Source organism: Streptomyces sp. ADI96-02, assembly GCF_003846185.1.
Classification (GTDB): Bacteria; Actinomycetota; Actinomycetes; order Streptomycetales; family Streptomycetaceae; genus Streptomyces.
On the sequence record NZ_ML123034.1, the window covers coordinates 5441418 to 5462554 of the forward strand.

Annotated in this window: 20 protein-coding genes and 3 pseudogenes; 17 read left to right on the forward strand and 6 right to left on the reverse strand. The window is 72.0% G+C overall.

The genetic code is table 11. The features are described from left to right. Positions 1-129 precede the first annotated feature (129 nt). The 7 genes and pseudogenes from EES43_RS23745 to EES43_RS23775 all read left to right on the forward strand — a co-directional run. On the forward strand, positions 130-534 hold the full coding sequence (locus tag EES43_RS23745) for a cell division protein SepF (RefSeq protein WP_124270597.1): 405 nt from the start codon (positions 130-132) through the stop codon (positions 532-534). 150 nt (positions 535-684) lie between these two features. Next, complete coding sequence (locus EES43_RS23750) at positions 685-1044, forward strand: nucleotide pyrophosphohydrolase (RefSeq protein WP_124270598.1); 360 nt, start codon at positions 685-687, stop codon at positions 1042-1044. A 124-nt stretch (positions 1045-1168) separates the two neighbouring features. Beyond that, positions 1169-1663: a DUF6099 family protein gene (locus tag EES43_RS23755; RefSeq protein ID WP_124270599.1), complete on the forward strand. Its 495-nt coding sequence runs from the start codon at positions 1169-1171 to the stop codon at positions 1661-1663. Positions 1664-1721: 58 nt separating this feature from the next. Continuing rightward, positions 1722-2645, forward strand: coding sequence for an LLM class F420-dependent oxidoreductase (locus tag EES43_RS23760; RefSeq protein WP_124270600.1), 924 nt, complete (start codon positions 1722-1724; stop codon positions 2643-2645). A 59-nt stretch (positions 2646-2704) separates the two neighbouring features. Beyond that, positions 2705-3622, forward strand: a complete 918-nt coding sequence (gene mmuM, locus EES43_RS23765) for a homocysteine S-methyltransferase (RefSeq protein ID WP_124270601.1) — start codon at positions 2705-2707, stop codon at positions 3620-3622. Between the two features lie 16 nt (positions 3623-3638). Continuing rightward, positions 3639-4541: pseudogene (locus EES43_RS23770) on the forward strand (3' terminal RNA ribose 2'-O-methyltransferase Hen1); the annotation flags it as partial. Between the two features lie 14 nt (positions 4542-4555). Beyond that, positions 4556-4945: pseudogene (locus EES43_RS23775) on the forward strand (metallophosphoesterase); the annotation flags it as partial. A 156-nt stretch (positions 4946-5101) separates the two neighbouring features. On the opposite strand, the gene EES43_RS23780 reads toward EES43_RS23775, so the two are convergent. From EES43_RS23780 to EES43_RS23790, 3 genes are all read right to left on the reverse strand, one after another. After that, the gene (locus EES43_RS23780; RefSeq protein WP_124270602.1) at positions 5102-5299 is read right to left on the reverse strand and encodes a hypothetical protein; all 198 of its coding nucleotides are present in this window, start codon (positions 5297-5299) and stop codon (positions 5102-5104) included. 378 nt (positions 5300-5677) lie between these two features. After that, entirely contained in the window at positions 5678-5911 is a 234-nt protein-coding gene (locus EES43_RS23785) for a hypothetical protein (RefSeq protein WP_124270603.1), read from the reverse strand. Then, positions 5908-6111 (reverse strand): hypothetical protein, encoded by a 204-nt coding sequence (locus EES43_RS23790; RefSeq protein WP_124270604.1) that lies wholly within the window; start codon positions 6109-6111, stop codon positions 5908-5910. The genes EES43_RS23785 and EES43_RS23790 overlap by 4 nt, the downstream gene beginning before the upstream one ends. A 170-nt stretch (positions 6112-6281) precedes the next feature. Here EES43_RS23790 and EES43_RS23795 point away from each other — a divergent pair, with 170 nt between their 5' ends. From EES43_RS23795 to EES43_RS23820, 6 genes and pseudogenes are all read left to right on the forward strand, one after another. Further along, on the forward strand, positions 6282-7016 hold the full coding sequence (locus EES43_RS23795; protein ID WP_124270605.1) for a DUF6879 family protein: 735 nt from the start codon (positions 6282-6284) through the stop codon (positions 7014-7016). A 10-nt stretch (positions 7017-7026) separates the two neighbouring features. Then, complete coding sequence (locus EES43_RS23800) at positions 7027-7878, forward strand: helix-turn-helix domain-containing protein (protein ID WP_124270606.1); 852 nt, start codon at positions 7027-7029, stop codon at positions 7876-7878. A gap of 496 nt (positions 7879-8374) precedes the next feature. After that, positions 8375-8864 (forward strand): annotated as a pseudogene (locus tag EES43_RS23805) (hypothetical protein); the annotation flags it as partial. A 146-nt stretch (positions 8865-9010) separates the two neighbouring features. Beyond that, positions 9011-10261, forward strand: a complete 1251-nt coding sequence (locus tag EES43_RS23810; protein WP_124270607.1) for an arginine deiminase — start codon at positions 9011-9013, stop codon at positions 10259-10261. Positions 10262-10341: 80 nt separating this feature from the next. Continuing rightward, the gene (gene argF / locus EES43_RS23815) at positions 10342-11346 is read left to right on the forward strand and encodes an ornithine carbamoyltransferase (RefSeq protein WP_124270608.1); all 1005 of its coding nucleotides are present in this window, start codon (positions 10342-10344) and stop codon (positions 11344-11346) included. Between the two features lie 249 nt (positions 11347-11595). Beyond that, positions 11596-13101, forward strand: coding sequence for an amino acid permease (locus EES43_RS23820; protein WP_124270609.1), 1506 nt, complete (start codon positions 11596-11598; stop codon positions 13099-13101). On the opposite strand, the gene EES43_RS23825 is transcribed toward EES43_RS23820, so the two are convergent. Further along, positions 13052-13507: an ATP-binding protein gene (locus EES43_RS23825; RefSeq protein ID WP_124270610.1), complete on the reverse strand. Its 456-nt coding sequence runs from the start codon at positions 13505-13507 to the stop codon at positions 13052-13054. The genes EES43_RS23820 and EES43_RS23825 overlap by 50 nt on opposite strands. A 306-nt stretch (positions 13508-13813) precedes the next feature. On the opposite strand from EES43_RS23825, the gene EES43_RS23830 reads away from it, so the two are divergent. Continuing rightward, complete coding sequence (locus EES43_RS23830; protein WP_124270611.1) at positions 13814-14641, forward strand: enoyl-CoA hydratase family protein; 828 nt, start codon at positions 13814-13816, stop codon at positions 14639-14641. Positions 14642-14646: 5 nt separating this feature from the next. Continuing rightward, positions 14647-16929, forward strand: a complete 2283-nt coding sequence (locus EES43_RS23835) for a bifunctional salicylyl-CoA 5-hydroxylase/oxidoreductase (protein ID WP_241192515.1) — start codon at positions 14647-14649, stop codon at positions 16927-16929. A 54-nt stretch (positions 16930-16983) separates the two neighbouring features. Here the strand turns inward: EES43_RS23835 and EES43_RS23840 are convergent, their stop codons facing one another. Both EES43_RS23840 and EES43_RS23845 read right to left on the reverse strand, forming a co-directional pair. Next, complete coding sequence (locus EES43_RS23840) at positions 16984-17805, reverse strand: PaaX family transcriptional regulator (protein WP_124270613.1); 822 nt, start codon at positions 17803-17805, stop codon at positions 16984-16986. A 4-nt stretch (positions 17806-17809) separates the two neighbouring features. Next, positions 17810-19468 carry an AMP-binding protein gene (locus tag EES43_RS23845; RefSeq protein ID WP_124270614.1) on the reverse strand — a complete coding sequence of 553 codons (1659 nt, stop codon included), beginning with the start codon at positions 19466-19468 and terminating at the stop codon, positions 17810-17812. A 108-nt stretch (positions 19469-19576) separates the two neighbouring features. Between EES43_RS23845 and EES43_RS23850 the strand changes: the two genes are divergently transcribed. Both EES43_RS23850 and EES43_RS23855 read left to right on the forward strand, forming a co-directional pair. Further along, positions 19577-20710, forward strand: coding sequence for an acyl-CoA dehydrogenase family protein (locus EES43_RS23850; protein WP_124270615.1), 1134 nt, complete (start codon positions 19577-19579; stop codon positions 20708-20710). Next, positions 20707-21108: a RidA family protein gene (locus EES43_RS23855; protein WP_124270616.1), complete on the forward strand. Its 402-nt coding sequence runs from the start codon at positions 20707-20709 to the stop codon at positions 21106-21108. The genes EES43_RS23850 and EES43_RS23855 overlap by 4 nt, the downstream gene beginning before the upstream one ends. Positions 21109-21137 lie beyond the last annotated feature (29 nt).

Genomic DNA, 21137 nt, shown 5'->3' on the forward strand with positions numbered 1-21137 from the left:
CGATCCTGATCCGATCCGCGCCCGGGCCGTGTCGTTGGTACGCCGAACGGGTGAGGGGCGAGAGGATTGCCCGATGAACAGTGAGCGCAGCCGGCGCGAAGCGGTCCGGCGCACGGACGGGGTGGCTCTGTGAGCAGGCACGACAGGTACGACAGGTACGACGCCACCGACGAGCAGTGGGAGGGGCTCGCCCAGGTCGTACCGCTGCGGGGCCGGGACGAGTGGCCGTCCCGGATCGACCACCGCACGGTCCCGGACGAGCGCGGGGCCGAACAGCGCCGCCTGGTCGTGCTGCGGGTGCAGGTCTTCGCCGACGCCCGCGAGGTGGCCGAGTACCTGGTCGCCCAGGTTCCGGTGCTGCTCGACCTGACGGCGGCGGAGACGGACGTGGCCAAGCGCATCCTCGACTTCAGCAGCGGCGTGGTCTTCGGGCTCGGCAGCGGCATGCACCGCGTCGACCGCAACGTCTTCCTCCTGGCCCCGGTCGGCATGGAGGTCGAAGGGGTCGCACCGGCCGGTCTCCCGCACGCGTGAGCGGCGGTGTGCCGCGGGCGCGCCGGCCCGGGGGCACGTGCGCCCGGTGGCGCGCGGGTCCGGGTGCGCGCGGGCCCGGGTGCGGTGGTCCGCGCCGCCGCACCCGGGCCGACGGACGGTGCGGGCGGCGGCGGTGGTAGATCTGGGGCCGTGACAGAACTCGATGTGCCCCGACTCCAGCGCCGGCTGGCCGCGTTCGCGGCGGCCCGGGACTGGGAGCAGTACCACACGCCCAAGAACCTGGCGATCGCCCTGAACGTCGAGGCGGCCGAACTGGCGGAGATCTTCCAGTGGCTGACGCCCGAGCAGTCCGCCGCGATCATGGACGATCCCGCCTCCGCCCACCGGGTCGCCGACGAGGTCGCGGACGTGCTCGCCTATCTCCTCCAGTTCTGCCAGGTGGTGGGCGTCGACCCGCTGGCCGCGCTCGCGGCGAAGATCGACCGGAATGAGGAGCGGTTCCCCCCAGCGAGCCCGCCGAAGCAGGATGATTGTCACTCTTCGGAGTGAGCTGGTTATCCACACTCGACCAGGTGTCCACAGATTTCCGAATTCCCCTGGTCTTACGGTGGCATGTACCTCACTGTGGGTAATGAATGAGGTGAGCGGGTTTTCGTACGGACGGGGGAAGCGCATGGAAGCGGAGCGGCTCATCGAGGTGGGGCGGCGGGCCCTGGCGGACAGCCGGGGCGCGCTGGACGTGATGGCGGAGGCGTGGCAGGCCCAGACCCTGGCGCGGACGGTCGGCAGCAGACTGGCGCTGTGCGGGCCGAGGGAGTTACGGGGCGAGGCGCGCGCCCTGGGGGAGATCGGTGCGGGATGCGCGGCTCTGGACCACCCGATGGTGCGCTCCGGCGGGGCGCGGGCGGGGCAGCTCTCCGGGATCACGGACGTGCGCACGGCGCTGTCCGGCCTCGCGCTGCTGCTCGGCGAGGCCGGGATCGCCCTCGTCGGCGTCGCCTGCGACACGGGCGAGGACGGGCTGTACTGGCAGTGCATCGAGGCCATGGACGCCGCGGACGAGTCGCTGGACCGGGTGCACGGAATGCTGAGACGGCTGGCGGAGCGGGAGCGCGACGGCCCCTGCGGCGGAATACGCGGGCCCGCTTCGTCGACGGCGGGCCCGTAGCGGCGGGGCGGGCCAGGGGCGGGGACAGGACCCTCCAGGCAGGGGGCAGGATGGAGGCATGGACCTTCGCATCTTCACCGAGCCCCAGCAGGGGGCCGACTACGACACCTTGCTCACCGTCGCCAAGGCCGCCGAGGACCTGGGCTTCGACGCCTTCTACCGCTCCGACCACTACCTTCACATGGGCGCGGGCGACGGTCTGCCCGGACCGACCGACGCCTGGATCACCCTGGCGGGACTGGCGCGGGAGACCCGCCGGATCCGCCTCGGCACGCTGATGACCGCGGGCACGTTCCGGCTGCCCGGCGTGCTGGCCATCCAGGTCGCCCAGGTCGACCGGATGTCCGGCGGCCGGGTCGAACTGGGCCTGGGCGCGGGCTGGTTCGAGGAGGAGCACAAGGCGTACGGCATCCCGTTCCCGAAGGAGAAGTTCGGCCGGCTGGAGGAGCAGCTGGCGATCATCACCGGCCTGTGGTCCACGGAGGTCGGCAAGACGTTCGACTTCGACGGCGCCTACTACCAGCTGTCCGACTCGCCCGCGCTGCCGAAGCCGGCCCAGGCCAAGGTGCCGGTCCTGATCGGCGGCCACGGGGCCGTCCGCACCCCGCGGCTCGCCGCCCAGTACGCGGACGAGTTCAACATCCCGTTCGCCTCCCTGGAGGACAGCGAGAAGCAGTTCGGCCGGGTGCGGACCGCCGCGAAGGAGTTCGGGCGCGACCCGGACGCCCTGGTGTACTCCAACGCGCTGGTCGTCTGCGCCGGCAAGGACGACGCGGAGGTCGCGCGCCGGGCGGCGGCCATCGGCCGGGATGTGGACGAGCTCAAGGCGAACGGCCTCGCGGGCTCGCCCGCCGAGGTGGTCGACAAGATCGGGCGGTACGGGGCGATCGGATCGTCCCGGATCTACCTCCAGGTCCTGGACCTGGACGACCTGGACCACCTGGAACTGATCTCCGCGCAGATCCAGTCCCAGCTGACCTGACCTGACCTGACCTGACCTGACCTGACCTGACCCGAGGAGAGGAGAGGGAGGCGGGGGCCGTGGGTTCCGTCCGTACGCTCGCCGACGCGCTGGCCGAGGGGCCCGTCCCGCTGGACGGCGGCCTCTCCAACCAGTTGGAGGCGCAGGGCTGCGATCTGTCGGACGCGCTGTGGTCGGCGCGGCTGCTGGTCGACGCGCCGGAGCAGATCGAGGCCGCGCACCTGGCGTATCTGCGCGCCGGGGCGCGGGTCCTGATCACCGCCGGCTACCAGGCCACGTACGAGGGGTTCGCCCGTCGCGGGATCGGGCCGGCCGGGGCCGGGCGGCTGTTCGGCAGCAGTGTGGAGCTGGCCCGGCGGGCCGCCGGTGCGGCGCACCGGACGGACCCCGCGCGGGAGATCTGGGTCGCCGCCTCGGTCGGCCCGTACGGGGCGATGCTCGCCGACGGCAGCGAGTACCGGGGGCGGTACGGGCTGACGGTGCGGGAGCTGGAGCGCTTCCACCGTCCCCGGGTGGCCGCGCTCGCCGCCGCGGGTCCCGACGTGCTGGCCCTGGAGACGGTGCCGGACGCGGACGAGGCGGAGGCGCTGCTGCGGGTAGCGGAGGAGAGCGGGGTGCCGCACTGGCTCTCCTACAGCGTCGCGGGCGGCCGGACCCGTGCCGGGCAACCGCTGGAGGAAGCCTTCGCGCGGGCCGCCGGGCGGGACGGCGTGGTGGCAGTCGGGGTCAACTGCTGCGATCCGGCCGAGGCGGGGGAAGCGGTCGAGCTGGCCGTGGCGATCACCGGCAAGCCGGCCGTGGTCTATCCGAACAGCGGGGAGGGGTGGGACGCCGGAGCGAGGCGGTGGACGGGGCGGAGCACGTTCGACCCGGCGCGGGTGCGGGCCTGGACCGAGGCGGGGGCCCGGCTCGTCGGAGGCTGCTGCCGGGTGGGGCCGGAGCTGATCGCGGATCTGTCGGCGCTGCTGGAGCGCTGAAATTGCCTGGTGGGGGGAGGGCGAGCTGCGGCTGGCCGACGCCCTGCGCCAGCTCTACGTCCTGCTGCCGGTGCTCGACGACGCCAAGCACTACTGGGTGGCGCCCGACGAGGTGGACAAGCTGCTGCGGGCCGGTGAGGGCTGGCTGGCCGGACACCCCGAACGCGACCTGATCACCCGGCGCTACCTCTCCCACCGCTGGGGGCTCACCCGGCGGGCCGCGCAGGCCCTGGAGCTGGCGCGCCTCGCCGAGGCCGACGACCTCGACGTGGACAGCGTCGACAACGCGGTGGACGAGCGCACCGACACCGAGGAGCGGCCCGTTCCGCTCGCCGAGCAGCGGCGCACCGCGATCCTCGGTGCGCTGCGCGCCGCCGGGGCGAGCCGCGTCCTCGATCTGGGCTGCGGACAGGGCCAGTTGGTGCAGGCACTCCTCAAGGACGTGCGCTTCACCGAGATCGTCGGCGTCGACGTGTCGATGCGCGCCCTCGCCCTCGCGTCGCGGCGGCTGAAGCTGGAGCGGCTGGGGGAGCGCCAGGCGGGCCGGGTGACGCTCCAGCAGGGTTCGCTCACGTACACGGACAAGCGGCTCCAGGGATGCGACGCCGCCGTGCTCAGCGAGGTCGTCGAGCACCTGGACCTGCCCCGGCTGCCCGCTCTGGAGTACGCCGTGTTCGGCTCGGCGCGTCCTCGGACCGTGATCGTGACCACGCCGAACGTCGAGTACAACGTGCGCTGGGAGACGCTTCCGGCCGGTCGGGTGCGCCACGGCGACCACCGCTTCGAGTGGACCAGGGCGGAGTTCCGCGCGTGGGCGGGACGGACGGCCGAGCGGCACGGGTACACCGTGGCGTACGCGTCGGTCGGGCCCGACGACCCCGAGGTGGGACCGCCGACGCAGATGGCCGTCTTCACCCGGACCGCCGTCGCCGCAAGGTCTGCGCCGCCCGCAACGCGGGCCGCCCGGACCGTGCCGACATGCCCCGGCACGTCATCCGCCGCCACTGCCGCGAGCTGCGGCGCTCGCTGCGCGGCCTGGAGCGCGAGGGCTTCCGCAAGGTGCACGTTCTGCGCACCGAGGAGGAGGCCGGGCGGGCCGAAGTGGTCCGGGAGCGGCGCTACAACGACCTGCGGCACCTCACCGGCCCCTTCGACGTCATCGGGGACGTCCACGGTTGCCGTTCCGAGCTGGAGACCCTGCTCGGCAGACTCGGCTACGTCGACGGCGCGCACCCCGAGGGGCGTACGGCGGTCTTCGTCGGCGACCTCGTCGACCGCGGCCCCGACGGCCCCGGCGTGCTGCGCCGCGTCATGGCGATGGTCGGAGCCATTTCCCGGGGCATCATTCCGTTCCGGATCATGGTTCCCGCGTAGGAGCCCACGGACGGCCCTCCCGCTGCACAGAGACGCCCCGCCGGGCGGCGAGTACCGGCGGGCGTCTCTATGTCCAGGGAGAGCCACGAAGACCCCACGACGGGCCTACACGGCCATGGGCGGCTCCTGGTCGTCCGCCCGGGGCGGCACCTCGGGCTTCTTGAAGCGGTGCCACGCGTCGCGCGCCTTCCCGGCGGAGTCGATCACGTCCGGGACCTGGTCCAGCAGCCCTTTGAGCGCAAAGAGCAGCACGGAAGCCACGCCAGCGATGGCGAGAATGACGATGATGGCGGTGCCGTCCACCGATCCTGACCTTCCCTGTCATGGGTCGGATCGGGTGCGCAGGCAGCCTCGATCCGAACCCTACGGTTCGGACCGAGACACCTGCGTTGATGCGGCACGCAAATGTTCTCGGATGGGCCAACGTGGTTGGCCCAGGTCATGCGGTCATGCGGTCATGCCATACCCACCAACCCAGAGTCATGACTGACATCGTCGACGCGGCGGCTGCGATTGCGCCGTGCCCAGTCACTTAGGCTGGTTTGTCCTGCCCTCCCGGTTTCACGCGGGGCGCACAGGTGCGCGGGGCCTTTAGCCCACTGCCGTCAATACTACGGCACGGCACGCAACAGCGCCCCGCCATCCAGTAGTTGGTGACGAGGCGCTGAGTTGCTGGTCTGGTTACTTCTCGACGGGCTGGACGCGATCAAGCGGCACGTCCCATTCCTGGCCGCCACCCTGCGGGCGCATGAACGCCTGACGGCTGACGACCTTTCCACTGTCCTTGAGACGTTCCTCAAGGACGCCCACCAGTAGGCCCGTGCGTTCCGAGATCGTGTCCACCACGAGGGTTCCGCGCGGGTAGGGCAGCGCGCCGTGGCTGAGGGTCGTTGCTGACTTCTCGAACCCGGTCACTGGATGCCCCCTCGCTGAATCGCTTCGGCCAGCCGTACGGCCACGTCGGCGCGCACCCGCCCCAGCTCCACGAGCTTCAGCGCGGGGGACGCGGCGTCAACCGCGAGCGAGGGGAGGACGATGCCCGCCCCGGCCAGTGCTGCTCTGAGGGTCTCCATTGCCGTGAACGGGTCGATGTCCTGCTCTTCCTTGGTCGCCATGAACCGGATGCTAGAAGTGGGTAGTTGGTCCGCGATATGCTGTTTTCTCGAATTTGCTCGACGGGTCGTGAAGATTGCTGACGTTTTCTCATGGGCCGTGCCTGACCCCGTAGAACCGGGCTGTGACTCCGGCCATGCTGTTGATCAACACCCCTGGAAGGGAGAGCGTCATGGCTCGTCAGTTGCGCTTCACCGGCACAGACAGCAAGGTCGACGGTTGCCCCGCGCTGCACACGGACGAGGGCACGGGCGAGATCATCGTTCAAGGCGCGCCCGTGACCGACCCCGGAGACCTCGCGCAGCTCCAGCACTTCGGGCCGGACGATGCGGCGGTGGTCGTGCCGCGCGAACTGCTCGTGAACTGGGGACCGAAGGAGATTGAGCGCGTGCCCGAACTCGTGGACCGGGCCACCTTCCGGCGTCTGTTCGAGACCTTCAAGCACACCGCCTGGCGGCTGGAGACCCGACGCGGTTACGCGTCCGACCGCGAGGACCCCGACTTTCAGGAGTTCTTGGCCACCGGCTCCTCGCCCTGCGATCCCAACGAGCCCTGGTTCGTCAACATCAAGGCCCAGACCGAAGCAGGCAAGCGCGTCGGTCGGGTGCGCCTCGCCGACAAGGCGATGACCACCGAGCAGCGGTTCCTACTCGACTACGCCCGGCACAACGCGGCGGTCGGCGAGGACATCCGGTACCTGTGGCGCGAGGACGCGACCGACCTGCCCGCCGAAGACTTCTGGATCTTCGACTCGCGGATCGTCGCCGTGCTGCGCTTCGATGATGCCGACAACATCACGGACATCGAGCTGATCACCGAACCGGCTGAGGTCGTGCGGTACGCCATCGTCCGTGACGCGGCGATGCATCACGCCATCCCGTTCGATCAATTCGCCGCGACCGAATGACGCGTGATCGGTGAGCACCGACTATCAGCAAGCCAGGGTGGCCCTGGGCGCGCGACTGCGCGAACTTCGGTTCACCTGCCCTGGTGGTCGGCTCACCGGTCAGCAGCTCGCCCAGCGTCTCGGCTGGCGGGGCTCCAAAGTCAGCAAGCTGGAGAACGGCAAGCAGACGGCCACCCCCGAGGACTTGAAGGCGTGGGCCGACGCGACCGAGCAGCCGGGCGTGTACGCCGAGCTGGCCGCCCGGCTGGCGGGGTTCGAGTCCCACATCAGGTCGTGGCGTCGCGCGCTGGCGAACGGCTTCAAGCCGCTGCACGAGGGGTTGAGTGCGGAGATCGACCGCACCTCACAGATGTGGATCTGGGAAGAGTCGGTGATCCCGGGTCTGTTGCAGACCCCCGAGTACGCCCGCCACGTCGTCCAGCGATATTCCGAGCTGCTGGGCGGAGCCAACGACATTGAGGCCGCCGTGCGCTCCCGGGCGCAGCGGCAAGAGTGGCTGTACCGGCCTCGCCGCAAGCTGCACGTGTTGATGTGGGAGGCCGCGTTGCGGTCGCTGATCTGCCCGCCCTCCGTGCTGGTCGCCCAGCTCGACCGCCTCACCGGAATGATCGGCATGGACACGGTGGAGCTGGGTGTCATCCCGTTCACGGCGTCCGTGAAGATCGTGCCCGCCAACGGGTTCTGGGTCCTTGATGACCGCCTGGTGGTCGCGGAGGACTGGCACGCCGAGATGTGGTTGGACGATGCCGACAACGTCGCCTTGTACTCGAAGGTCTGGCGCACCCTCCGTGAGTCGGCCGTGTACGGGGCCGACGCCCACAACGTCATCAACGCAACCAGGCGTGCGCTGAACCCGCGTTGATGACGTTGTGGGTGCACGGCGAGTCAGAGCACCCCCACCGAACTCATCACGAGCAGGCACAGGGTCAGCGAGCCCCCGAATGCACCTCCGCCGAAGAGAACGGCTGGGGCCTTAGGAGCGGCGGGCGTGTGCCTGAGCAGGCCCGCCACGATGCCGACGATGATTGAGACCAAGGGGCAGATCACAACGATCAGCACCTTGACACGAGAGAGATGTTCAAGGGTCCGAGTGCCTTCCCGGTGATCGGACCGTTCGCATAAAGCCTCAGTCCGACCACCACGTGACAAACGTGTGGTCTGACCGAGGCCCACCGACGTTAGGGCTCAACCATGCAGTGCCTGGCCAAGGCTGCCTGGTCGTACCTCTTTCTTGAACCGAACCGCACAGCTCGCTCGGCAATCTCTCACCCGTCGAGTTCGAACAACAGCACCAAACAGAACGTAGACTCACACTCGCGGCATGAATCCCTGGTGTCCACACTCCGGGGGACACCTCAGCCCCGGCCGCCTCCTCCGGTGAGAACGGCTTCCTGGAGCACCCGGCCGAGGCGTTCGCGCAGTTCCGTGCGGACGGCGTCGGACGCGTCGTGTGCGAGGAGAAGCACATGGGCTCGCGGGCCGTGGCGCTGGTCTGCAAGGACGCCGCCGCCGCGACCGCGCGGTTCGGCGCGGCGGGCCCCACCGGCGCGCTCCACACCCGTACGGGCCGCCCCTGACGGACGCGGCCGGCTCGTCCAGCCCGGCGTCAAGGTGCGGGGGCGGGAGTACCTGCGGATCGTCTACGGACCCGAGTACACCCGCCCGGAGAACCTGGCGCGTCTGCGCTCCCGGGTCCTCGGCCACAAGCGCTCGCTGGCGCTGCGGGAGTACGCGCTCGGTCTGGAGGCGCTGGACCGCCTGGCGGGCGGCGAGCCGCTGTGGCGGGTCCACGAGGCGGTATTCGCCGTCCTGGCCCTGGAGTCGGAGCCGGTGGACCCGCGTCTGTGAGCACGGTGGACCCGCGTCTGTGAACACGGTGGACCCGCGTTTCTGTGCACGGGAAGGGGCGGGGCGGCCGGCCGGTCCGCCGCCTCCGCCCGAACCCGTGGGCGATTCGCGGGGTGAACCGTGCTCCGCCCGGTGAGGATGGAGGTATGGGATTCCATGTCGACTCCGAAGTCGGGCGGCTGCGCCGCGTCATACTGCACCGCCCCGATCTGGAGCTGAAGCGGCTCACTCCGCGCAACAAGGACGCGCTCCTCTTCGACGACGTGCTGTGGGTGCGCCGCGCCCGCGAGGAGCACGACGGGTTCGCGGACGTCCTGCGCGACCGGGGCGTCGAGGTGCACCTCTTCGGGGACCTGCTCCAGGAGTCCCTCGACATCCCGGTGGCACGCCGCCTCGTGCTCGACCGGGTCTTCGACGAGAAGGAGTACGGGCCGCTCGCCACCGAGCACCTGCGGGCCGCCTTCGAGCAGTTGCCCTCGGCCGAGCTGGCCCAGGCGCTGGTCGGCGGGATGACCAAGCGGGAGTTCCTGGAGCGGCACGGCGAGCCGACCTCCGTCCGCTTCCACGTGATGGACCTGGACGACTTCCTGCTCGGCCCGCTGCCCAACCACCTGTTCACCCGGGACACTTCGGCGTGGATCTACGACGGCGTCTCCATCAACGCCATGCGCTGGCCGGCCAGGCGGCGCGAGACCGTCCACTTCGAGGCGATCTACCGCCACCATCCGCTCTTCACCGGCGCGGAGGCGGGCGCCTTCCACCACTGGTCGCAGGGACAGGACGACTACCCCTCCACCATCGAGGGCGGTGACGTGCTGGTCATCGGGCAGGGCGCGGTGCTGATCGGGATGAGCGAGCGCACCACGCCGCAGGCGGTCGAGATGCTGGCCCGGGGGCTCTTCGACGCGGGTTCCGCGCGGACCATCGTGGCGCTCGACATGCCCAAGCGCCGGGCCTTCATGCACCTGGACACGGTGATGACGATGGTCGACGGCGACACGTTCACCCAGTACGCCGGGCTCGGCATGCTCCGCTCGTACACCATCGAGCCGGGCAGCGGCCCCCGCGAGCTCAAGGTCACCGACCATCCCCCCGAGCACATGCACCGGGCCATCGCCGCCGCCCTCGGTCTGGACGGGATCCGGGTGCTCACCGCGACGCAGGACGTGCACGCGGCGGAGCGCGAGCAGTGGGACGACGGCTGCAACGTGCTCGCCGTCGAGCCGGGCGTCGTCGTCGCCTACGAGCGCAACGCGACCACCAACACCCATCTGCGCAAGCAGGGCATCGAGGTCATCGAGATCCGGGGCAGCGAACTGGGCCGGGGGCGGGGCGGGCCGCGCTGCATGAGCTGCCCCATCCAGCGCGATCCCGTCCAGGGGTTCCGCAGAGGATAGGAGTCCGTATAGAGATACGGAGGATCGTATAGACTTCCACGATAGTCTCGCGATCCACGTCCCACCCAGGAGCAGTCACCATGGCCATAGACCTCACCGGCCGCCACTTCCTCAAGGAACTGGACTTCACGTCCGAGGAGTTTCTCGGCCTGGTCGCGCTGGCTGCCGAGCTCAAGGCGGCGAAGAAGGCGGGGCGCGAGGTCCGGCGGCTGACCGGGAAGAACATCGCGCTGATCTTCGAGAAGACCTCGACGCGTACGCGCTGCGCGTTCGAGGTCGCCGCCGCCGACCAGGGCGCCTCCACCACCTACCTCGATCCCTCCGGCTCCCAGATGGGCCACAAGGAGTCGGTGAAGGACACCGCCCGGGTGCTCGGCCGGATGTTCGACGCGATCGAGTACCGGGGCGACAGCCAGCAGGCCGTGGAGGAGTTGGCAGCTCACGGCGGCGTTCCCGTCTACAACGGGCTCACCGACGACTGGCACCCCACCCAGATGCTCGCCGACGTGCTCACCATGACCGAACACGGCGGCAGGCCCGTCACGGAGACGGCCTTCGCCTACCTCGGCGACGCCCGCTTCAACATGGGCAACTCCTACCTGATCACCGGCGCCCTGCTCGGCATGGACGTCCGGATCGTCGCCCCCGAGGCGTACTGGCCGCAGCCCGCGGTCGTGGCACGGGCGCGGGAGCTCGCCGGGACGAGCGGCGCGTCGATCACGCTCACCGACGACGTGGCCGAGGGGGTGCGGGGCGCCGACTTCATCGCCACCGACGTCTGGGTCTCGATGGGCGAGCCCAAGGAGGTGTGGGCCGAGCGCATCGCCGCGCTCGGGCCGTACGCCGTGACCATGGACGTGCTGCGCGCCACCGGCAACCCGGACGTGAAGTTCCTGCACTGCCTGCCGGCCTTCCACGACCTCGGCACCCGCGTCGCCCAGGACCTCCACGCCGTCCACGGGCTGAGCGAGCTGGAGGTCAGCGACGAGGTGTTCGAGTCGGAGCACTCCGTCGTCTTCGACGAGGCCGAGAACCGGATGCACACGATCAAGGCCGTCCTGGTCGCCACGCTCACCGGACCGTAGGCCGCCGCCCCGCCCTCCGCGGCCTAACCGCGCGGGCGGCGGTTCGCATGCGCATGCACCCGATTGGGTTAATATGCGCGGGCGTGGCTAGCATGTCGGCTCTTGGTGGGGTTCGGGCTCACAGGCTCGGACCTCTTTCCCGCGCGCCCCCACCGCCGCGCACCCGCACCCCACACGTCGTCACGCCCGCCGCCCCACTTCCCCGCCGCCCCACTGCACCACTGCGCCACCAGAGATGAGAACGCCCCCATGAGCCCCGGTCTCCCCAGCCCCTGGACCACCACGCCTCCCGGCACCGCCACGTCTCCCGGAGCCGCCCCGTCCGGTCTGCGCCGCAAGAGCCCCGAGCAGCTCATCGCCGAGTCCGGCGGCGACTCGCGGGGCCACGGGCTCAAGCGCACCATGGGCCTCTTCCAACTGGTCTGCTTCGGCGTCGGCGCCATCGTGGGGACCGGCATCTTCGTCGGACTGTCCGACAGCGTCGCCGAGGCGGGTCCCTCGGTCGTCCTCTCCTTCGTGCTCGCGGCGGTCACCTGCATCTTCACCGCGCTCTCCTTCGCGGAGCTGGGCGGCGCGATACCCGTCTCGGGCAGTTCGTACTCCTTCGCGTACGCCGCGCTCGGCGAGCGCACCGCCTTCCTCGTCGGCTGGTGCCTGCTGCTGGAGTACGGAGTCTCGGTCTCGGCCGTGGCGGTGGGCTGGAGCCAGTACGTCAACGAGCTGCTGCACAGCCTGATCGGCGTCCAGTTGCCGGGCGCCCTGTCCGCCGGACCCGGCGACGGGGGAGTGGTCAACCTGCCGGCGATCGCCGTGATCGCCATGGCCGCCGTCCTGCTGGTGCGCGGCGTGCGGGAGAGCGCGACCGCGACGGCGGCCATGGCCGTCCTCAAGATCGGCATCCTGCTGGTGTTCTGCGCCGTCGCGTTCACCGCGTTCCAGGACGGCAACCTCATGCCGTTCGCGAGCCACGGGCTGGGCGGGATCACCGCCGGCGCTTCGCTGGCCTTCTTCTCCTACATCGGCTTCGACGCCATCACCACGGCGGGCGAGGAGGTCAAGAACCCCCGGCGTGACATCCCGATCGCCATCCTGATCTGCATCGGCCTCGTCACGCTGCTCTACTGCGCGGTGGCGCTCTCGGCCATCGGCGCGCTCGGCGCCGACGCCGTGTCCGACCGGCCCGCGGCCCTCTCGCTGGTCGTCAACCAGGTCACCGGCTCCGCCGTCGGCGGCGGCGTCATCGCCTTCGGCGCGGTCGTGGCCATCGCCTCGGTGGTCCTGGCCGTGATGTACGGGCAGACCCGCATCCTCATGTCGATGTCGCGCGACGGGCTGATCCCGCGCGTCTTCGAGCGCGTCTCGCCGCGCACCGGCACCCCCGTCGCCAACACCTGGATCGTGGCCTGCGTCTTCGCCGTCCCGGCCGCGTTCGCCACGCTCGACGCCGTCGTCAACCTGACGACCATCGGCACGCTCGCCACCATGGTCGCGGTCAACGTCTCGGTGATCGTGCTGCGCCGCCGGCACCCCGGGCTGAAGCGCGGCTTCCGGGTGCCGCTGCACCCGGTGACGCCCCTGCTCGGCGTCGCGTTCTGCCTCTACCTGATGTACGGGACCGGCTGGACGACCTGGCTCCAGTTCGCGGTCTTCCTCGCCGCGGGCTCGCTGCTCTACACCTGCTACGGGCGCTCGCGCTCCCGGCTGGTCAGCTCTCCGGAGACGCACCGCCCTGTGCCGGTATCGCCGGGAGTGTGAACCAGACGGCCTTGCCGTGCTCCGTGGTGCGGTGACCGCAGGCGGAGCTGAGCGTGCGGATCAGCAGCAGGCCGCGGCCGTGCTCCTGCCACGGGTCGACGTCGAACTCGCGGCCGGGCCGGGGCCGGGAGAGGTCGCCCGGCGGGGCCGGGTCGCGGTCGTGCACCTCGACCTGGCAACCGGTCGGCAGCAGCTCCACGACCAGCTCGATCGGCTCACCGCCCAGCGTGTGCTCCACCGCGTTGGCCACCAGCTCGGCCGTGAGCAGCTCGGCCGTGTCGCTGTCCGCCGGGGCGTCGATGTCCGAGAGCGCCGTGCGCACGAGAGCGCGGGCGATCGGCACGGCCGCCGTCGAATGCGGCAGGGCGATCCGCCAGGATGCGGGAACGGGGACATCGGACGGCACGGCGGGTTTCCGTTTCGGGAGCGGTCTTTCCGGTCGCGGGACTTCTCGGCTCATCGGACTCATCGACTCCGGACTTCTCGACTCGTCGGCATCCCGAATCGAGACTTCCCGGGGTCAACCTTACGAAGCGCGCGGGCGCTGCCATAGAGGCGGTCGACCGGTGCAAACGGGACTTTCGCCACAACAGTCTCATGGCCGCTGTATTGCGCGCTCGTGACGGTAGTCACGTATGAGTGATAACTTCGGAGGCGAAACGCGACCAGCGCACGGCCGGCAACCCGCCCGATTGCTGAAGGGGACCCCTTCATGAGCCCGTTTCCCAGCTCCGCCCCGCGCACTGAAAAGTGGCGGCATCTCCGGCTGACCAGGGATGACGGTGTGATCACCGTCACACTGGACCGCCCGCAGAAGCTCAACGCGCTCACCTTCGGCGCCTACGCCGACCTGCGCGACCTGATCGCCGAGCTGTCCCGTGAACGCTCCGCCCGTGCCCTCGTCCTCGCCGGGGAGGGGCGCGGATTCTGCTCCGGCGGGGACGTGGACGAGATCATCGGCGCCACCCTCACGATGGACACCGCCCAGATCCTGGACTTCAACCGGATGACCGGACAGGTCGTACGGGCCCTGCGGGAGTGCCCCTTCCCGGTGGTCGCGGCCGTCCACGGCGTCGCCGCCGGGGCCGGGGCCGTCATCGCCCTCGCCGCCGACTTCCGGATCGCCGACCCGTCCGCGCGCTTCGCCTTCCTCTTCACCCGGGTCGGCCTCTCCGGCGGCGACATGGGCGCCGCCTACCTGCTGCCCCGCGTCGTCGGCCTCGGCCACGCCACCCGGCTGCTGATGCTCGGCGAAGCGGTCCGCGCCCCCGAGGCGGAGCGAATCGGGCTGATCAGCGAGCTGACCGAGGAGGGACGGGCCGGCGCCCGCGCCGCCGAGCTGGCCCGCCGCCTCGCCGACGGCCCCGCGCTCGCCCTCGCCCAGACCAAGGCGCTGCTCACCGCCGAACTGGACATGCCGCTCGCCGCCGCCGTCGAGATGGACGCCGCCACCCAGGCGCTCCTCATGCACGGCGAGGACTACGCCGAGTTCCACGCCGCCTTCACCGAGAAGCGGTCCCCGAAGTGGCGGGGGAGGTAGCCGCCGTGCCGGCACCGGTACGGCGGATCGCGGTCATCGGCGGCGGCCCCGGCGGACTCTACGCGGCGGCCCTGCTCAAACGCCTCGGTCCGGACCGCGAGATCACCGTCTTCGAGCGCAACGCCCCCAAGGACACCTTCGGCTTCGGCGTCGTCCTCTCCGACGAGACCCTAGGCGGCATCGAGCACGCCGACCCGGCCGTCCACCGCGCGCTCCGCGAGGAGTTCGTCCGCTGGGACACCATCGACATCGTCCACCGGGGCCGCGTCCACACCTCCGGCGGCCACGGCTTCGCCGCGCTCGGCCGCCGCCGCCTCCTGGAGATCCTGCACGCGCGCTGCACCTCCCTCGGCGTGCGCCTGCGCTTTCGCACCACCGCGCCGCCCGCCGCCGAGCTCGCCGCCCGCCACGACCTGGTCATCGCCGCCGACGGGGTCCACAGCACCACCCGCGCCACGCACGCCGACGTCTTCGGCCCGACCGTCACCGAGCACCGCAACCGCTACATCTGGCTCGCCGCCGACTTCGCCCTGGACGCCTTCCGCTTCGAGATCGCCGAGACCCCGCACGGCGTGATGCAACTGCACGGCTACCCCTACGCCGCCGACGCCTCCACCGTCATCGTCGAGATGCGCGAGGAGGTGTGGCGCGCCGCCGGGCTCGACACGGCCACCGCCGACGCGTCCACCGCACGCTGCGCCGCCCTCTTCGAACAGGCGCTGGGCGGCCGCCCCCTGCGCGCCGACAAGTCCTCCTGGCTCGCCTTCCGCACGGTCGCCAACGCCCGCTGGTCGAACGGGAGAACGGTGCTCCTCGGGGACGCCGCGCACACCGCGCACTTCTCGATCGGCTCCGGCACCAAGCTCGCCGTGGAGGACGCGCTCGCGCTCGCCGCCTGCGTCGAGGAGCAGCCGGACCTGCCCGCCGCGCTGGCCGCGTACGAGAGCGAGCGCCGCCCGGTCGTCGCCTCCACCCAGCGCGCCGCCGCCGCCAGCCTGCGCTGGTTCGAGGAACTGGCCGGATACGTCGACCAGCCGCCCCGGCGCTTCGCGTTCAACCTGCTCACCCGCAGCCGCCGGGTCACCCACGACAACCTGCGGCTGCGCGACGCCTCGTTCACCGCGTCCGTCGAGGAGGAGTTCGGCTGCGACGCGGACACCCCTCCCATGTTCACCCCGCTGCGGCTGCGCGGCCTGGAGCTGCGCAACCGCGTCGTCGTCTCGCCGATGGACATGTACTCCGCGACCGACGGACTCCCCGGCGACTTCCACCTCGTCCACCTCGGCGCCCGCGCGCTCGGCGGCGCCGGACTCACCATGACCGAGATGGTCTGCGTCAGCCCCGAGGGCCGCATCACCCCCGGCTGCACCGGCCTCTACACCGACGAACAGGCCGCCGCCTGGGCCCGGATCACCGACTTCGTCCACACCTCGGCCCCCGGCGCGGCGATCGGCGTGCAGCTCGGCCACTCCGGCCGCAAGGGATCGACCAAGCTGATGTGGGAGGGCATCGACCAGCCGCTGGAGAGCGGCAACTGGCCGCTGATCGCCGCCTCCCCCCTCCCGTACGAGCCCGGCGTCAGCCAGCGGCCCCAGGCACTGGACCGGGCCGGACTCGACGCCGTCCGGGCGCAGTTCACCGCCGCCGCCGAACGCGCCGCCCGCGCCGGGTTCGACCTGCTGGAACTCCACTGCGCCCATGGCTACCTGCTCTCCGGCTTCCTCTCCCCGCTCACCAACCACCGCACCGACGCCTACGGCGGCCCACTGGAGAACCGGCTCCGCTTCCCGCTCGACGTCTTCGACGCCGTCCGCGAGGTCTGGCCCGACGACCGCCCCATGACCGTGCGCGTCTCCGCCACCGACTGGGCCGAGGGCGGCACCGGCGACGAGGACGCCCTCGGGATCGCCCGCGCCTTCGCGGCCCACGGCGCCGACGCCATCGACGTCTCCACCGGCCAGGTCGTCCCCGACGAGCGCCCCGCGTTCGGCCGCTCGTACCAGACGCCGTACGCCGACCGCATCCGCAACACCGTCGGCGTCCCCGTCATCGCGGTCGGCGCGATCTCCTCCTGGGACGACGTCAACTCCCTGCTTCTCGCGGGCCGCGCCGACCTGTGCGCCCTGGCCCGCCCGCACCTGTACGACCCGCAGTGGACGCTGCACGCGGCGGCCGAGCAGGGCTACACCGGGCCGGGCGCGCCCTGGCCCCTCCCGTACCGCGCGGGCAGCCGCCCGCCGCCCACCGGCCGCACCGACGCGCCCAGGCCCCGGCTCACCCTCGGCTGAGGCCGCCGCCCGACGGCGTCACGGGGGGCGCGGGCGGGCCGGCCCCGGTTCCGGTCAGGGCCGTACGAACCGCTCCCCGGCGTCCCGCAGCCGTTCGTGGAGCTGCCTGAACACCTGCGCGGCCCGCCCGCCGGGCCAGTCGCCCGGCAGCAGCTCCGGAGGCAGCCCCGGATCGGCGTACGGCAGATGCCGCCAGGAGTCCAGCGCCAGCAGGTAGTCCCGGTAGGCGTCCTGCGGGCGGTCCGCGCCCTCGGCGCGCCCCGGCGACTCCCAGTCCCGCAGCACCGGTTCGTGCAGTTCCAGGAAGTCCCGGTGGAGGCGGGCCACCTGCTCCAGGTCCCACCAGCGGGCCACCGACCGCCGGGTCGCGGCGAAGCCCAGGTGCTCGCCGCGGAACAGATCGACGTAGGCGGCCAGTTCCAGCCGTTCCAGGGTGTGCCGGGTCTCCTCGTACAGCCCGGCGGGCGCGATCCACACGCCGGGCGCGGCCGTGCCGAAGCCCAGCCGGGCCAGCCGGGAGCGCAGCAGGTGCCGCTTGCTGCGCTCCTCCTCGGGGACGGAGAACACCGCCAGCACCCAGCCGTCGGCGAGCCGGGGCGCCGGACGCCGGTAGATCCGCCGGTCCCCGTCGTCCAGCAACTGGCGGGCGTCCGGCGACAGGGCGTAGGCCGCCGACCCGTCCGCCGCGCGGGTGGCGACGAGCAGCCCGCGCCGCTTGAGCCGCGAGACGCAGGAGCGTACGGACGGGGCGTCGACGCCCACGGCGTGCAGCAGCCGGATCAGCTCCGAGACCGGGAACGGAGCGTCGTCCGCCGGGCGTCCGTAGGCGCCGTAGAGCGTGACGATCAGGGAACGGGGGGTGCGCAGCTCGGCCACGTGATCACTCTAAGGGCTGGTCCCGCAGCAGGAACCGCTGGAGCTTGCCCGTCGCGGTACGCGGCAGCGACGGGCGGAACACGAACAGGCGCGGGCACTTGTGCGGCGCGAGGACCGCCTTCATATGGGCGCGCAGCGAATCCGCCGTCTGCCGCGAGCCCTCCCGCAGCACCACGTGCGCCACCACGATCTCGCCGCGCCGTTCGTCCGCCCGGCCCACCACGGCGGCCTCCGCCACCTCCGGATGGCGCAGCAGCGCCTCCTCCACCTCGGGTCCGGCGATGTTGTAGCCGGAGGAGACGATCATGTCGTCGGCGCGGGCCACGTAGCGGAAGTAGCCGTCCGGGTCGCGGACGAAGGTGTCGCCCGTCAGATTCCAGCCGTGGCGTACGTACTGGGCCTGCCGGGGGTCGGCGAGGTAGCGGCAGCCGACCGGACCGCGCACGGCGAGCAGCCCCGGCTCGCCGTCGGGCACCCGCGCGCCCCGCTCGTCGACGATCCGGGCCTGCCAGCCGGGCACGGGTACGCCGGTGGCGCCGGGCCGCACCGCGTCGTCGGCGGCGGAGATGAAGATGTGCAGCAGCTCGGTGGCCCCGATGCCGTTGATGATGCGCAGGCCCGTGCGCTCGTACCAGGCGTGCCAGGTCGCGGCGGGCAGGTTCTCGCCGGCCGACACGCAGCGGCGCAGCGCGGACAGGTCGTGGCCGTCCAACTGGTCGAGCAGCGCGCGGTAGGCGGTCGGCGCGGTGAACAGGACCGAGACGCGGTGGCGGGCGAGGGCGGGCAGGAGCTGCCGGGGCCCGGCCTGTTCCAGCAGCAGGGTCGAGGCGCCGGCCCGCAGCGGGAAGACCAGCAGGCCGCCGAGGCCGAACGTGAAGCCCAGCGGCGGGCTTCCGGCGAACACGTCCTCGGCGACGGGCCGCAGCACATGGCGCGAGAACGTGTCGGCGACGGCGAGCAGATCCCGGTGCACGTGCATGCAGCCCTTGGGCAGTCCGGTGGTGCCGGAGGTGAACGCGATCAGGGCGACGTCGTCGGCCGCCGTGTCCACCGCCCGGTAGGGGCCGGGCCTGCCGGCCGCCAGCCGGGTCAGGTCCGCGGGGCCGTCACCGCCGTACAGGGTGACCCGCAGGCCGTCGGCGTCCGCCCGCAGCAGGTCGTCGGCCGAACGGGCGTCGCACAGCGCGTGGCTCACCCGGGCCAGCGAGCAGATGGTGGCCAGTTCGGCCGGGCGCGCCGACGGCAGGACGGTCACGGCGACCGCGCCCGCCTTCATCACGGCCAGCCAGCAGGCGGCCAGATAGGGCGTGGTGGGCCCGCGCAGCAGCACCCGGTTGCCCGGGACCACGGACAGGTCGGCGGTCAGGACGTGGGCGATCCGGTCCACCCGCTCCAGCAGGTCGCCGTAGCTCCAGACGGAGCCGTCGCCGCCGCGCAGCGCCGGACGGTCCGCGCCGCGCTCCCGGACGGTGCGGTCCAGCAGCTCGTGGCCGCAGTTCAGCCGGTCCGGGTAGGACGGCAGCGGATCGTCCAGGAGCAGGACGGGCCACTGGTCGGGCGGCGGGAGGTGGTCGCGCGTGAACGTGTCGGTGTGCGCGCTGCCGACGCGCCGCGACGGGCCGGCAGCGGCTGCGGGCGTGTTCGGCGAGGAATTCGGCTCCATGAAGGATCGCCCCCTTGTCGCTTCCGGAGCGTATCGTTTGAGTGACGGTAGTCAACGGTCCGCGATAAGCCATCACATCCGCCGAGACGCGACAAGAGAGGCGCCGCCATGACGGCATTCTCCCTCGAACCGGAACAAACCGCCTGGTGCGAGGAGCTGCGTGTCCTCGCCGAGCGGCGCCTGCGCCCGCTGGCGGAGAAGGGAGAGCCCGGACACGTCAACCGCCCGCTGCTGGCCGCCCTCGGCGAGCTGGGCCTGCTCGGCAGGATGCTCGGCTCCGGAGCGCTGGACCTGTGCCTGCTGCGGGAGTCGCTGGCCCGGGTCTGCACCGAGGCCGAGACCGCGCTGGCCCTCCAGGGGCTCGGCACCAGCCCGCTCCTCCGGGCGGGCACCCCGGCCCACCGCGAGCGCTGGCTGCCCGAGGTCCGCGCCGGCCGGGCGGTCGCCGCCTTCGCGCTGAGCGAGCCGGGCGCGGGCTCCGACGCCGCCGCCCTGACCCTGGCCGCCGAGCCCACCGCCGGCGGCTGGCGGCTGACCGGCGAGAAGTGCTGGATCTCCAACGCCCCCGAGGCCGACTTCGCCACCGTCTTCGCCCGCACCACCCAGGGCGCGGGCGCCCGCGGCATCACCGCGTTCCTGGTGCCCGGCGACCGCCCCGGACTCACCGGAACGGCGCTCGACATGCTCTCCCCGCACCCCATCGGCACCCTGGAGTTCGACGGCGTACCGGTCACCGCCGACGACGTCCTCGGCACACCCGACCAGGGCTTCCGGGTCGCGATGGACACCCTCAACCTCTTCCGCCCGAGCGTCGGCGCGTTCGCGATCGGCATGGCCCGCGCCGCCCTCGACGCGACCCTGGAACACACCGCCCGGCGCACCGCGTTCGGCGGCCCGCTGCGCGACCTCCAGTCCGTCGCGCACCAGGTCGCCGAGATGGCCACCCGCACCGAGGCCGCCCGCCTCCTGGTCTACGCGGCGGCTGCCGCCCACGACGCCGGAGAGGCGGGCGTGCCGCGCCGCGCCGCCATGGCCAAGCTGTACGCCACCGAGACCGCCCAGTACGTCGTCGACACCGCCGTCCAACTCCACGGCGCCCGCGCCCTGCGCCGCGGACACCTGCTCGAACACCTCTACCGCGAGGTCCGCGCGCCCCGGATCTACGAGGGAGCCAGCGAGGTGCAGCGCACCGTCATCGCCAAGGACCTGTACGCCACCGCCATCCAGGAGCATCAGGCATGAGCCCGTCCCACCGGATCAACCCGGCCGAGCTGTCCCCGCCCACCGGCTTCTCGCACGCCGTCGTCGCCACCGGCGGGCACCTGGTCTTCCTGGCCGGGCAGACCGCGCTCGACCCGGAGGGCGAGATCACCGGCACGACCCTGCCGGAGCAGTTCGCCACCGCGCTCACCAATCTGCTCACCGCCCTGCGCGCGGCCAACGGCGCCGCCGCCGACCTCGTCCGGGTCACCGTGTACACCACCGACGTGGCCGAATACCGCGCGCACGCCGCCGAACTCGGCGCGATCTGGCGCAGGCTCGCCGGACGCGAGTATCCGGCGATGGCGGTCATCGGCGTGGCCCGGCTCTGGGACGAGCAGGCCATGGTCGAGGTCGACGGGGTGGCCGTCCTGCCGTGAACCCGCCCGGCGCGCCCCGCGACCGCACC